The sequence below is a fragment of the Nocardia sp. FBN12 genome (assembly GCF_050320175.1).
Lineage (GTDB): Bacteria > Actinomycetota > Actinomycetes > Mycobacteriales > Mycobacteriaceae > Nocardia.
Genome location: NZ_CP190048.1, coordinates 2,657,364 through 2,670,585 on the forward strand (window position 1 = coordinate 2,657,364; position 13,222 = coordinate 2,670,585).

The following is a 13,222-nucleotide window of genomic DNA, read 5'->3' on the forward strand; positions in this document are numbered from 1 at the left end:
GGAAACTAGGCAATGACGACCAATCACTACACGACAATCGATACGCCGACCGCTCCGCAGATGGCATCGTTTTCCCAGGCCACGATGGTGGCAGGAATGATCTACACCTCTGGTCAGGTAGGCATGAACGTCGCGACCTCCGAGCGGGATGAGACGTTTCGGGACGAGGTCAATCGCGCGATCGACAACCTCGAAGCCGTACTGAGCGCGGGCGGCTCCGCGCTGTCCGCGGTAGTCAAAACCACCTGCTACCTCTCCAGCATGGACCTGTACGCCGAGTTCGACGCCCTCTACCGGGAGCGTTTCGCCCCGCCGCTGCCAAGTCGCAGCACGGTGCAATCCGGGCTCGCGCGTAACTTCCGGATCGAGATCGAGGCGATCGCCCGCGTGATCGAGGCATAGCCGCTGATCTCACCTACACGGGGCCCCGTCACGGGGTGGAGACGGCGAGGGCACCCACTAGCATCCGCCGCCACACCGGGCCGCTACTACGCGCCCGTCGGCGGCTCGCCCGAAGTGACAACAGTGGTCGACATACAAGTCCAGTCACCTCCGCTCGTCGGCCGCAGCCACCGCGAATAGCGCAATCGTTCCCAGCACCCGAGGAGACTCTTCCCATGACCGGCAGCACTACACGCGTAGCTATCGTCAGCGGCGCCCGCACCCCGATCGGCCGTGCAGGCAAAGCATACGCAAATATCCACCCCGCGGATCTGCTCGGCGCCTCGCTCAACGCCGCCGCCCTCAGATCAGGACTCGACGACCCCGGACGCATCGACCAAGCCCTGGTGGGCTGCGTCTACCAAGCCGGCGACCAATCGATGAACATCGGCCGCAACGGCTGGCTGGCAGCCGGACTGCCCTACACCGTGCCCGCCAGCACCATCGACACACAATGCGGATCCTCCCAACAGGCAGCCAACCTGGGCGCGGCTCTGATCATGGCGGGACAAGCCGACCTCGTCATGGCCGCCGGAGTCGAATCACTGGGCCGGGTAAAACCCGATCTGAGCAGCCACGGCGGTCACCCATACCCGCAATCGCTTCTCACACGATACAAAATGCCACACCAGAGCACCGCCGGTGAAGCTGTGGCCAAACACTACGGCGTGACCCGTGCGCAGTCCGACGCAGTCGGGCTACGCAGCCACCTACGAGCGGATCAAGCATGGAACACCGGGCGCCTCAAACCCCAATCGGTCGAAATCGAGATCGACGGCACCTCGTTGCTCGAACGCGACGAAGGAATCCGCGCCGACTCCACCGACGAGAAGATGGCCGCGCTCACACCCGCCTTCGACAAGAACGGGATCATCACCGCCGGGTCGGCCAGCCAGTTCTCCGACGGGTCCGCAGCGCTACTGCTGGCCTCCGAGCGAGCTGTCGAGCAGTACGGACTCGAACCGATCGCCTGGATTCGTCGAGTGGTCTCGGTCGGCGTGGACCCTGACCTGATGCTGGAAGGACCGATCGTGGCCACCCATCGCCTGCTCGATACGCACCGGATCTCGATCGACGACATCGACCTCGTCGAAGTACACGAAGCCTTCGCCGCGGTGGTCTGCGCGTGGCAGAGCGTCTACAACGTCGACATCGAGCGACTCAACGTCAACGGCGGCGCCATCGGAATGGGCCACCCGTTCGGCGCCTCGGGTATCCGGCAACTGGTGGACCTGGCCCACCAACTACGCACGACCCGAGGCACCGCGCTGTCGGTCATGTGCTGCGCGGGAGGAATCGGAACGGGCACACTGCTCGAATCCGCCTGACCAGCCACCCAAACAAGGCACCACCGACCCAACCAAAACGCTGATCGTGTGGACCGGCTTCTCTTGCCGTTCACCACCGCCGGGGTGATTGTGGCCGAGGCGTTTTCGCGATGCCGTTCCGGTCGAGGATCCGCTCGGCGTACGCGCTGAGCGTGGTGCCGAACCGGTCGCGCAGCCCGTGCTCTCCCGTCCAGCCCGCCGGCCGCCAACGGTTTGTACCGGAGCTCGCCCTCCTGGCCGCCGGTAAGGAGTACATATCGGGCGCCATGTCGACCGCCGACACTCGTACACATTCGAACTACCGATGCGCTTCCTGGCCCGGTCTGTCCCAGCACAACGACGGAAGCTCTTTGCTCATCTCGAGTTCGGGGGACGGCCGACACGGAGACGAGCCGCTGCGTCAACCTCTGACGCAACAGGCTCGATACTCAGCGCTTCCGCAGGTCTACCACTGTGGATAGCGAATGTATCCCCCTCCGGACACGCAAAGAGGGCCCCGATCATCTGATCGGGGCCCTCTTCGTCTGCAAGATGTACCGGCGAGAGGCCACGCAGATCTCGATTTTGCGAGACACCCAACCAGCTGGCCGTCGACAAGGACCGGATCGCCCGGGGCCGCAGCCAGCGAGTCCCCGCTTCTCGTTGCCGGTGCACTGCCCGCAACCGCACAGATCTTCGTCGCCACCCCGCGCGAGGCATCGCCGACCTCATACCAGCGGGTTCGGACTGATGTCGATCAGCAGCGTTGCGGTACAGCACATTGGTGGACAACAGCCCTGACCCGGACGGAAGTGTTGGCCTATCAGACTGACAGGATTTGAACCTGCGACCACTGGCAAGGGCGACCGATAGTCGCCGTCCGGGCACCGTTGGCGATCAGCTTCTCGTTCTTGGCTACGCGAGCGCGACCGACCAGGTCGCCGAGCACCGGATCAGCGCGGTGTGCCCTCGAGCCGCGCGCCTCGACCGGCTCCAGCCGGCGAACATCGCCGTCGACCGGCTCGTCCCGGTCACGACAGACTGCGCGCCGAACGACCGAACGACTTCACGCTGCCCGCCCGGGGAATATGGACGCAACGTCTACACGCAAGCGCAGCCCCCTTGCTGTAGTCGGCGACGATCGCACGCTCATGGAGCCATGAGCGTGCGTTCAGTGGAGCGGGCCCGCGGATCGTCCGACGGGCCCGCCTGGTCGATGTCAGACGCAGTGTGCGGGCGGGGCCGGGCTCCAGCTGCCGATGCAGCCCGCAGCGATGTACGCGAGTAGATCGATTACGGCCGAGCCGGTCTGTAGGACGACCGGTTCGGCTGCGGCGGTGTGGCTGATGGTGGGCTGCGTCGGTGTTTCGGGCACGGCGATGGCGAGTCCGGTGGAGGCGGCGCCGAACGCGGCGACCGCGATGGCAAGGGCAGCAAAGCGTTTCACGAGCATACGAGCGATCCTAGTGTGAAACACGGGTATTTAGACATGGATCGAAACCCCCTGATTTCGGGGGCTGATGCACGGATAGGTGATATCTCGACCTGCCCAACCAGTTACTGCAGCCGTCCCCTCCGCGTTCCCTGCGCAGAGCTTCCGTCACTCTATGGCCACGATCCTCGACGACGTCGGCCTGTCTGCCCGTATCACCGCCGACGTCGTTCGCCAGGCCGACGTATCCACGGCTCAGACGTACTACCTGGAGCGAGGTCGTCTACACAAGGTCGCCGCCGATATCGTCGACAACACGCTGACCGGTCAGAATTGATGTCCCTCCGGTCTAAGCAGGAACCGGTGGAGAGTAGTTATCGGATGCCGAGCGTCCGACGGCATCAATGGGTGGCCTGGCGAGCCCCAGCGTGTAGCGCACAGCATGAGCGCCCACGTCTAGCGGCCGGAAGACGCTCGGCGCGTGCGCCTTCACGTGTCGGCTCGGGGCGCGCCGATCGCGCACTACCGGACGCTCGCCTACTTGGGGAGGAAGATCGCGGCGCTTGCGATGAGCGGGCTGAGAACGGGAAGGGCGGTGCTCAGCTCGGCGTAAGCGGTGCGATCGACTCCCATGAGTTGCTCGAGTTTCGACCGTTGCTCGAGTCGCTCGACCAACTCCGTGGTCGTCGTGGGCGCAGCGGACACGAAGATCGCCGCCGACAGTCGCTCGCCACGTCCGCGGAGCGCGGCGGCGGCGGGCACGTAGAAGGCCCCGACCAGTATCGACCCGCCTGCCCCGAACACCACAACCAGCTCCTTGGCCGGGTTCTTTGTCATGAGGACACTCGCTCCGAGCGCCAGTGTGGACAGCGCGACAAGGGATCCGAGCGCGGTCGTCAGACGTTGGAGTAAACGTCGAAGTGACACCAGCGCGACTACGGCTTGCTCGCGTTGTTCGAAAGTTCCTTGCGGCAGTGGCAGATTCGCGGTGTGTCGAATACCGAACATGGTTGCCCCGGCGAGTCCCCCGCCGAGGCAGGCGATGGCGACGAGGAGGTCACCGCGCCATCCGCTGCCGGGGCGCGCAGCGCTCAACTCGCCCACCGAGAGCACCAGCAGGACACCGATACCGAGCAGCGCCGTCGGGACTGCTGTGTTGCGTAACGGTATCTGCTGCCCATGCGACACCGAGCGCCATGCATCCAACCCGTAGCCGCCCACCAAACCGGCTGCCGAACAGAGGCTTACGGCCAGCGAAGCCCACACGGGCCAGATCGCATCAGATCGATAGCGTGAGGAGAGCGCAATGCCGAGCCCGGCAACTCCCAGCAGCACCGCGAACAGACAGTTGCGCCAGTAAGAACTCGACACGCCACTCCTGGTTCGTCACCGGCACTCTCGATCGGCCGAACCTATTCGATCACGTACCGCTCGAGTGTGAGCGTCGATGCACGAAACCGACGTTTGGTTCAGGAGCTGGACTGTGCCGCGTTGAAGAGGCAACCTTGAAGTGAGCCCCGAACTATGTTCTGGTGCAGCGAGTTCCCTGCGAGGTCGAGTACCGCGCGGGCGACAGAACGGCAGGTCCCTGGATGTTCAACGACCGTCGTCGCACCTACCCTGGCGGGTCTTCCACGTGGACTTCCTGGCGCAAGCGGTTGGAATCGTTCGCGCACTTCGTCGGGTGGGCGCTGGCCGTCGGTGCCGGGATCACCCTTGTTGTGCTCGCGGTCCCGAAGTTTGGCGATTCCTACAACCTGAACGAAGAGTTCAGCCACGCCAAGAACTGCGGTGACGACCTGGACTGCGGTGACGACCTGGACAGCTTCGAACCCCTCGAAGTGCTGGTCGTCGGGCGAGACATCGAACGTACGACCAGTACGAACAGCGATTCCACCACCTCCACCACCACGACCCACTACATGCTCACCTGGCAGCGGCCCGACGGATCCCGACGCACCCACGAGGTCTCTGCCGAGCTGTTCCGAAACTCCCAGGAGGGACAAGCGGCGACACTGAGGATGTGGCACGGTCACGTCATCGCTATCACCGCGGGCACCGAGACATATTGGTTCCCGAGCCCAGGCGCCGAAGGCATCGCATTCTGGCTGGTTACCGGAGCCGTCGGCCTGGCACTGGTGGCATGGGGATCGGTACGGATGGTGGGCTGATCGCCCCAGCCGGATCCCTGCCCGCAGACCTGCGCCGCCCCACGCGCGCAACCGGATCGCATCGGCGGTGCGTCTGCGAACAGAACCTCGTTCGGCAAACAAGATCCCAATTCCACTGGTGCGGTTATGGTCTGGGTGCCGTCGCCGCGAAAGGACGCCCATGGACACCACCGAACGTACAACACCCGAACAACACTCCTGGGTACGTCGAAATCGGTGGCTGATGATCGCGAGCGCAGTCGGCGCGGTCATCGGGTTGACGCTGGCCGGCGGCGGCCTCCAGCACCTCAAACCGCTGTTCGGTATCGAGAGTGACTCGGTGCGATTGTCCGAACCTGCTGTTCTGCAGGGACTCCCGCGTCTCACCGATCCCGAAGTTCAGCGCGAGGCCGCGACCGCCAAGAGCACCTACGGGACGGACGTCGACTCGGTAGTCGCCGTCTATGGCGCCTCGAGCGAACAGCCCGAACTCATGGTCCATGTGGTGGCGGCGTCCTTGAAGAACCCCGAGATCAACCTCGACCGGCTACTGACGGACACGCTCGGCACAACGCCTCGAGACGTGTCGAAGGTCGACGCGGGCCCGTTGGGCGGGATCGCCCAGTGCGCTACCGCCGAGACCGCTCAGGGCTCGACGGCCCTGTGTTCGTGGGTTGCCGACAATAGTTTCGGCAAGATCGTGTGGGTGGGCGCCTCGCTGGCTGACATCACACGCGAATTCGTGCACATTCGGGGGCAGCTCGAGAGCTGATGTCGGCTCAGGTATCACGCCGGGCGAACCGGCTCTTATCGCCCACTTTGACGGTTGCCTCCCATGAGGACAGTGTCTGGGTTCGATACCGCGGAACGGATGTCCTGGCCTGCGGAACCGTGGGCGGAGTCCATCACGCCGAGTATCTCGAGGGCGCAGATCTACTGACAGCGGGATCGTGTCGGCGCGGCAGCCACCCCGGTCCGGGCGAGGCACCGTGAAGAAATTGAGGTCCTGCCCGCACGGAAAGGGCCACACCCGTTGCGTCGGGGCCGTGCCTACCCGACCGTTCGCGCGCATCAACCGCTCGACGGTGCAGCGGCAACTCCGCTGCCATCTCCTCCGAGACTGGTTCTGGAGCAGCGGGACTCGCTGTTGCAGCTTGTGTTTTGCGGACCTGGTTTCCGGGACAGTTTCGGGTTCACGCCGATCCGTTCGGCGACGGTCTTGATCGCGGCCCATTCTGCTGGGAGTCGACGATTGAGCGCACGGCCTTCTCGCGGATCTCTCGTCGGGGTAGAAATTCGGCATAGAACTCACCTTCCCTAGCAAGAAGGTGCGCATGTTGGCTGCTGGGATCACCCGCAACGGGTGAGGTGGTGACGCGGCGCCGGGATCACAGTGAACCTGGGACCCAGGCCGAGCACAGAAGTCGGCCTGGAGCCGACGATTCCTACGTGCAGGAGGCATTGATGGTTGAGCCGGTTGATCAGGAGTTGATCCGGGATGCGTTCCTCTATGTGCAACCGCTGGTCGAGACCCGACGTCAGCATGGGATCCACAACGCCAGATTCGGCCCGGACAACGCGCTGACCGCCTTCCGGCGCCTCCTCGACGACACGGTGCGCACCGTCCCCAGCCCCAACAGCGACACCCTCTACACCGTCTTCGGTTACACCCTCGCCGACGGCCCACTGGTAGTGGTGTTCCCGGAGGTCGAACGCGACCGTTACTACGTGCTGCCGTTCTACGACGCTTTCACCAACGTCTACGCCTCCTACGGAACTCGAACCGGCAGGTTCGAGCCCGGACCGCATCTGCTCGTCGGCCCAGGCTATGACGGCGAGGCACCGGACGGGATGCCGGTGATCCAGTCGCCGACCGAGCGGGGTGCCATGCTGGGCCGGTTCCTGGTCTATGGTCCGGACGACCTGCCCACCATCCACGCCATCCAGGACTCCATGTCGGTCACCACCCTGACCGACTGGAAGGCAGGCAAACGGGGAATCACCTACACCGAGACCGGCGATCAGCCGTGGCCGGAACGAGGATCAGCAGTGCCTGACGTCAAAAACGACCCTGCCGAGTTCTGGAGAGCCGTCGACGAGATGATGCCCGGCACCCCGGTCCCCGACCGCGACCGCGACCATTTCGACCGGTTCATCCCGCTCGGCCTCACCCGTGACGGGTTCACCGAGCCGACGGACCCGGCCGTGCGCGACGCGCTCTACCAGGCCACTCTCGACGGTTGGCAGTTCCTCACCGATATGGGTGCCGACCAGTCCAAGGCGGAAGCACTCGGCGTGCACTTCCTGCACAAGAACGGCTGGGACTGGTCCGCAGTCGGCGGCGACCCGGACAATACCGGCGTCCGCGACTACGGCACCGACTACATTCTGCGCGCCTGGGTCAATCTGCTGTACTACGGGATGCTCCCGCCCGAGGAAGCGCTGTACCCGACCTCGTTCTACGACGAGCAGCGGGTGCGGATGGATGGGGCCGCCCACAGCTATTCCCTCACGATCGACACTTCGGACCTGCCCAACCACTCCAACGGATTCTGGTCGGTCACAATGTATGACCTCGACGGCTACCTGGTTCCCAACAAGCAGGATCGGTTCAAGCTGAGCAGCCACAGCGAGCTCACGCCCGACCAGGACGGGAACATCACCATCACCGTCAGCCACGACGAACCAGCTGACAAGAAGGTCAACTGGCTGCCCGCCCCGGCCACCCAGTTCTATCTGATGTTCCGCGCCTACCTGCCGGTGGCCGCCGTTGTCGACGGCACCTACCCCTTCCCGATCATCCGGCGCTCGGCGTGAAAACTGCCTTGCCGAGCGGACTTCCGCTGACGATGGCTGGCTCCATTGCATCCGTAAAACGTGGGATCCTCAGGCCCTCTGGTGCGGATCGGTGATTGTCATAGGAGACCGGTGGCGCTGCCCGAGCGCCTGGCAACGGTGACTTCTTCCGCGCAGGGTCCGAAATGAAGCACACGCATCCTTGCACCGCAACCAAGATCACGACGTCATCATTCGCCGATACGAACATCTCCCGATCCATACCGACGCTGAGTTCCACCGATCAGCGACGTCACAGATCACCGAAAAGGCACGTGTCAGGCTTCCCCCCACCGCATGCGTCAAACCCACCACGAATGACGTCTGCGGGTCAGTTGATGGGAAACACCCCTCGGTGCAGGGCGTTGAGCAGTCCGCCCAAGGGAGCTGACTAAGTTTCTGATCTCGTCCTGCTCACCGGCGAGTTTCCAGCTGCCTGCTGATCCAGTGCGCGCATTCAATGCGCCAATCGGGCGGCCATCGTGGTCAGGTTGTCGGCAAAGGTCAGCACGAATTCGACGCACAGGTTGATCAGTTCGTCGCGGCTGATGTCCATGCCGCCGTCGAGCCAGGCCAAGACCAATTCGGCGGCGCCGCCGGTGATCATCAGCGAAACCGCACGGACCAGGGTTTCGCTGCCGGCGGGCGGGTCGAACAGCGCGCGTTCCTGTTCGGCGACGACGTCGGCGATAGTGCGCATGGCGGCGGCGCGGCGGCGCATCAGGATTTCGCTGCCGTGCGCCTCGGCGAAAGCGATTCGGGCGCGGCGGGGGTCGTCGACGACGGAATTGAGGATGGCGGTGACGGCTGCCCGCGTTTTGGCTGCGATGTCGTCTGGCGCGGCGGCGAGTGCGTCCAATGAGCTGCGGATCGCGGTTTCGATGATCTCGTCGTGTACGGCGGCGGCGAGTGCGTCGAGGTCGTCGAAGCTCTCGTAGAAGAACCGCGGACCGACCTTGGCCTGTTCGCAGACTCCGCGCACGGTGGTCGCGGCCCAGCCCTGGGTGCCGATGATGTCGAGGGCAGCGTCCATCAGCCGCTGGCGGCGTTCGTCGCGTCGCTGTTCGGCCGAGGTGCCGCGATAGATGCCGGTCGCTGCCCGTGTCACAACCCTCAGTATGCCGCACCAAAAACAGGAATCAATCGTTTACGGAAACGACTGATTCCTGTATGTTCCAAGTCACACCACATCGCCACGGTGCGAGAGGACAACGAACATGATGTCGACCCTGGGCCGGCGGGCCAAATCCGCCGTATCCGCTATTGCCGAGCGATATCCTTCGCAGACCCGCGCGCTGGCAGACCCGCTGCCCGGCAGCGGATTACGTCCGATCATGGGCGATTACGGTGTCCCGCTCATCGGGCACGCAATACCCGCGATGAGCGACAGCCTCGATTTCGCCCGCCGCCGTTTCGACAAGTATGGGCCGGTGCACTGGGCCGGACTTGTCGGGCGACGCGTTGTCATGGTCGCCGGACCGGAGGCCACCGAAGAGGTACTCGCCGACCGCGACAAGGTGTATTCCGCGCAGCGCGGCTACACCTTCTTCATCGGCCCGTTCTTCCACGGCGGCATCCTGCTGCGCGACTTCGAGGAACACCGCTACCACCGTCGGATTCTGCAGCAGGCCTTCACCCGGCCGCGGTTGGTCGGCTATCTCGATATCACCAGCCCGGCCATCGAGCGCGGTATGCGCGATTGGACACCGAATCGCGATTTCCAGCTCTATCCGGCGGCCAAACGCCTGCTGCTCGGTTTGTCGTCGGAAGTGTTCATGGGGGCGAATCTCGGGTCGGAGGCCGCCGGGCTGGAGCGGGCGTTCATCGATGCGGTGCGTGGCGGCCAGGCGCTGGTGCGCACGAATCTGCCCGGCGGTCTGTGGGCACGCGGACTGCGCGGGCGCGCGGTGCTGGAAGATCACTGTCGTCGCGAGCTGCCTGCCAAACGCGCGGGAAATGGCGATGATCTGTTCAGCGTGTTGTGCCGCACCGCATCCGAGGAGGGCCATACGTTCACCGACCAGGATATCGTCGACCATCTGATCTTCGTCCTGCTCGGCGCGCACGACACCAGCACGATCGCGGTGTCGATGATGGGGTATCAGCTCGGATTGCATCCCGAATGGCAGGACCGGCTGCGCGCCGAATCGCAGGCGTTGGGCAAGGAGTCACTCGACTATGCCGACCTGGACCGGCTGCCGACCCTGGATCTGGTCTTCAAAGAGATTCTGCGGATGTACTCCCCTGTCGGGCAGCAGATCCGCGAAACCGTGCGGGATACCGCGATTCAGGGTCAGTTCGTCCCCGCTGACACCTTGGTGATCGTCGGCTCGTACTCGGCCATGCGTCAGGCCCGCTGGTGGAACGACCCCGACGTGTTCGATCCCGAACGGTTCACGAACGAACGGCACGAGGACAAGGCGCACCGCTATACCTGGGCCCCTTTCGGTGGTGGCGCACACAAATGCATCGGACTCTATTTCGGCGGTATGACAGTCAAGGCGATCATGCACCGCATGCTGTTGCACTACCGCTGGACGGTGCCCGCCGACTACACGCCGCCGATGGGATGGGCGACCGGTCCTGTCCCCCTCGATGGCCTACCCATCCGACTCGAACGCCTCGGCGCCTCGGTGTCGGCATGAAGATCGCCGCCGACCGCACCCGTTGCGAGGGCCACGGCATGTGCGAAGCATTGCTGCCCGACATATTTCGGGTCGGCGACGAAGGCAACGTGACGGTGCTGACGGACCAGGTTGCCGAAGCCGAACTCGACGACGTGCGGCTGGCGGTCGACAGCTGCCCGGTGGAGGCTCTGCGCCTGGTCGACTGAAGCTCTTCGACAGCCGGGCAATATCCGCTCGATTGCCCTGTTTGAACCACGGGGCTATTCCTCGCCGGCGTGGAGGTCGGTCATCGTCGCCGCCCTTGCCCTGCGTTCGGGCGCGTGGTCGCTACGACGCGAGGCAGGGCGATACCGAGGGCGATCATGCCGAGACCAAGGCCGAGGTGTAGCCAGTCATCAGCGGTGTTGAGCGGCACGAAGTTGGCGGCGGTGTCCTTGTCGACCAGCAGTCCGTACACCCACAGGACCAGATAGATCAGGCCGCCGCCGAGCAGATAGGTCCGCGCAAGTCCCGCGGTGGCCGCGGCGAGAACGCCCAGGACACCGAATGCCAGGTGAACGATATTGTGCAGCACCGAGACCGTGAAGATCCCGAACAACTGAGCATGGGAATGATGGCCCGCCCATTCGAGGCTGGCGTAGTCAGTGGTGACGCCCGGGACGAATCCGAGGACGCCCACCAGCAGGAAGGTCGCACCGACGACCAGCGCGGCGAGCTGGACCGGCGAGCGCGCGGTGCTGCGCACGGGAGTGGACATGGCGTTGTCCTTTCGTTTTGGTGGGCGAACGCCGACGACGATGCGATGATGCGGCGTGGCGAGCCCGGTTCCTGGATATCGACCGCATGCCCGGTGAATGCCGGGGCAAACGGGTGCGTCTGCCTGCACGGTCGCGGCCTCGGAATCGCCCGCGCGGCCTCGCCCACAACGCCTGGTTCGCGGCGATTCGCGGCTTCGCCACGACGTCGACTGGGTCGACGGCGCACCACAGAAATGGGGAGACGGTCCGCCGGCGATCGAGTCGGGCGCGATCAGCGCGGGCGGGCGTCCAGCACACAGTCCGGCGCGGCGGTGGGCACCGTCCGCAGCAGCGTGAAACCGCCGCGGGCGAGCAGCTCGCGGAACTGTGCCTCGGTGCGTTCGTGGCCGCCGTCGGTGTTGACCAGCATCTCGAGGTCGATGAATTTGCCCGCGTGCGGACGCTGATGATCGGGCAGCACCAGTTCGATCACCAGCAGCCGGGCGGAGGGGTCCATCGCGGCGTGGATCGTGCGCAGGATCTGCTCGGCTTTGGCGTCGGACCAGTCGTGCAGGATGTGCTTGAGCAGGTAGGCGTCACCACCTGACGGGACTTCGTCGAAGAACGACCCGTCCCGCGCCGCGCACCGCCCCGCCAGCCCGTGCGCCGCGAGTTCGCTGTCCAGGTTCGCGACCACGTCGGGCAGGTCGAACACGATGCCCTCGGCATCCGGGTAGCGGTCGAGGATCTCCACCAGCAGGCTGCCGCGCCCGCCCCCGACATCCACCAAGGTGTCGAACTGGCCGAAATCGTAAGCTGCCAGCAGCGGTTCGATCGACAGCGTGCTGATACTGGTCATCGCCCGGTCGAACAGGTCGCCGGTCTCGCGGTGCGTCGCGGCGTACTCGAAGAAGCTCGCACCGTCGAGAGCCGGGCCGACGGCTTCGCCGGTGCGTACCGCGTCGGTGAGGTGGGTCCAATGGTTGCGGTGATACGGCGAACCGAAGAACAGGGACGTATCGCGCAGTGTCACCGCGCTGTCGGAGCGCAGCGACTCGCCCATCCTGGTGAGTCCGTAGGAACCGTCGCGGTGCTGGGCGAACACCCCGAAACTCACCAGCAGGCGCATCAGCCTGCGCACGCCGTCCTCGTCGGCGCCCACCGCCGCGGCCAGCTCGGCCGCCCCGCGCCGCCCACGGGCCAATTCGTCGGCGATACCCAGTTCGGCCGCGGCACTGATCGCCTGCGAGAGGAATCCGGCGATCTGTAGTTCCAGTAGCGCGATATGGCCGGGAACTAGTCGGCGATGCAGCGCCGAGAGCGCGTCGCGCACTCGCTCGATGGCTCGCAGAACCGGTGCGGGTGGTGGCTTCTTCGGTGCTGTGGACGTCATGACGACTCCATCGTCGGCCGGTTGACCTGCATGTACGCGACGAAGCTTACGGGAATCGCGCGTCGGGATACCGGAACCGGGGTCAGGTCGGGGGTCGCCAGGGCGAACGGCAGGACCGCGTCGGCTCCGCTGGTGCGTAGGGCGTGCGCCGCGATCGCCATGGTCCAGCCGGCACCGGACAGCCTTTCCGTGCTGAAATCATCTGCGGAGACCAGCAATTCACACAGACCGTTCTGCCGCACTGCCCACGAGGCAGCGAACTCGTGGATTTCCGCATCGGCACCAGGCCCGAGCAATCGC

At 65.0% G+C, this 13,222-nt stretch carries 14 protein-coding genes; 8 read left to right on the forward strand and 6 right to left on the reverse strand.

The features are described from left to right. Window positions 1-12 precede the first annotated feature (12 nt). Window positions 13-402: a RidA family protein gene (locus tag ACQHI0_RS12875; RefSeq protein WP_427908166.1), complete on the forward strand. Its 390-nt coding sequence runs from the start codon at window positions 13-15 to the stop codon at window positions 400-402. A gap of 215 nt (window positions 403-617) precedes the next feature. Continuing rightward, a complete protein-coding gene (locus ACQHI0_RS12880; RefSeq protein ID WP_427908099.1) occupies window positions 618-1,769 on the forward strand; it encodes a thiolase family protein in 1,152 nt (383 codons plus the stop codon). 1,198 nt (window positions 1,770-2,967) lie between these two features. Here the strand turns inward: ACQHI0_RS12880 and ACQHI0_RS12885 are convergent. Further along, window positions 2,968-3,201 carry a hypothetical protein gene (locus ACQHI0_RS12885; RefSeq protein ID WP_157125090.1) on the reverse strand — a complete coding sequence of 78 codons (234 nt, stop codon included), beginning with the start codon at window positions 3,199-3,201 and terminating at the stop codon, window positions 2,968-2,970. A gap of 154 nt (window positions 3,202-3,355) precedes the next feature. Between ACQHI0_RS12885 and ACQHI0_RS12890 the strand changes: the two genes are divergently transcribed. After that, window positions 3,356-3,517, forward strand: coding sequence for a hypothetical protein (locus ACQHI0_RS12890; RefSeq protein ID WP_427908167.1), 162 nt, complete (start codon window positions 3,356-3,358; stop codon window positions 3,515-3,517). Window positions 3,518-3,717: 200 nt separating this feature from the next. Here the strand turns inward: ACQHI0_RS12890 and ACQHI0_RS12895 are convergent, their stop codons facing one another. Next, a complete protein-coding gene (locus ACQHI0_RS12895; protein WP_427908168.1) occupies window positions 3,718-4,551 on the reverse strand; it encodes a hypothetical protein in 834 nt (277 codons plus the stop codon). 161 nt (window positions 4,552-4,712) lie between these two features. Here ACQHI0_RS12895 and ACQHI0_RS12900 point away from each other — a divergent pair, with 161 nt between their 5' ends. From ACQHI0_RS12900 to ACQHI0_RS12910, 3 genes are all read left to right on the forward strand, one after another. Next, window positions 4,713-5,351 (forward strand): hypothetical protein, encoded by a 639-nt coding sequence (locus ACQHI0_RS12900; protein WP_427908169.1) that lies wholly within the window; start codon window positions 4,713-4,715, stop codon window positions 5,349-5,351. Window positions 5,352-5,574: 223 nt separating this feature from the next. After that, on the forward strand, window positions 5,575-6,102 hold the full coding sequence (locus ACQHI0_RS12905) for a hypothetical protein (RefSeq protein WP_427908170.1): 528 nt from the start codon (window positions 5,575-5,577) through the stop codon (window positions 6,100-6,102). Between the two features lie 692 nt (window positions 6,103-6,794). Continuing rightward, window positions 6,795-8,147: a DUF1254 domain-containing protein gene (locus tag ACQHI0_RS12910; RefSeq protein WP_427908171.1), complete on the forward strand. Its 1,353-nt coding sequence runs from the start codon at window positions 6,795-6,797 to the stop codon at window positions 8,145-8,147. A gap of 475 nt (window positions 8,148-8,622) precedes the next feature. Here the strand turns inward: ACQHI0_RS12910 and ACQHI0_RS12915 are convergent, their stop codons facing one another. Further along, entirely contained in the window at window positions 8,623-9,273 is a 651-nt protein-coding gene (locus ACQHI0_RS12915; RefSeq protein ID WP_427908172.1) for a TetR/AcrR family transcriptional regulator, read from the reverse strand. A 109-nt stretch (window positions 9,274-9,382) separates the two neighbouring features. Between ACQHI0_RS12915 and ACQHI0_RS12920 the strand changes: the two genes are divergently transcribed. Both ACQHI0_RS12920 and ACQHI0_RS12925 read left to right on the forward strand, forming a co-directional pair. Continuing rightward, the gene (locus ACQHI0_RS12920; protein ID WP_427908173.1) at window positions 9,383-10,810 is read left to right on the forward strand and encodes a cytochrome P450; all 1,428 of its coding nucleotides are present in this window, start codon (window positions 9,383-9,385) and stop codon (window positions 10,808-10,810) included. Further along, a complete protein-coding gene (locus ACQHI0_RS12925) occupies window positions 10,807-10,998 on the forward strand; it encodes a ferredoxin (RefSeq protein WP_427908174.1) in 192 nt (63 codons plus the stop codon). The genes ACQHI0_RS12920 and ACQHI0_RS12925 overlap by 4 nt, the downstream gene beginning before the upstream one ends. Before the next feature lie 80 nt (window positions 10,999-11,078). Here the strand turns inward: ACQHI0_RS12925 and ACQHI0_RS12930 are convergent, their stop codons facing one another. The 3 genes from ACQHI0_RS12930 to ACQHI0_RS12940 all read right to left on the reverse strand — a co-directional run bounded on the left by ACQHI0_RS12930 (window position 11,079) and on the right by ACQHI0_RS12940 (window position 13,218). Further along, on the reverse strand, window positions 11,079-11,549 hold the full coding sequence (locus ACQHI0_RS12930; protein ID WP_427908175.1) for a DUF4383 domain-containing protein: 471 nt from the start codon (window positions 11,547-11,549) through the stop codon (window positions 11,079-11,081). A gap of 272 nt (window positions 11,550-11,821) precedes the next feature. Next, window positions 11,822-12,922 carry a methyltransferase gene (locus ACQHI0_RS12935; RefSeq protein WP_427908176.1) on the reverse strand — a complete coding sequence of 367 codons (1,101 nt, stop codon included), beginning with the start codon at window positions 12,920-12,922 and terminating at the stop codon, window positions 11,822-11,824. After that, window positions 12,919-13,218, reverse strand: coding sequence for a hypothetical protein (locus ACQHI0_RS12940; RefSeq protein WP_427908177.1), 300 nt, complete (start codon window positions 13,216-13,218; stop codon window positions 12,919-12,921). The genes ACQHI0_RS12935 and ACQHI0_RS12940 overlap by 4 nt, the downstream gene beginning before the upstream one ends. Between the last annotated feature and the right edge of the window lie 4 nt (window positions 13,219-13,222).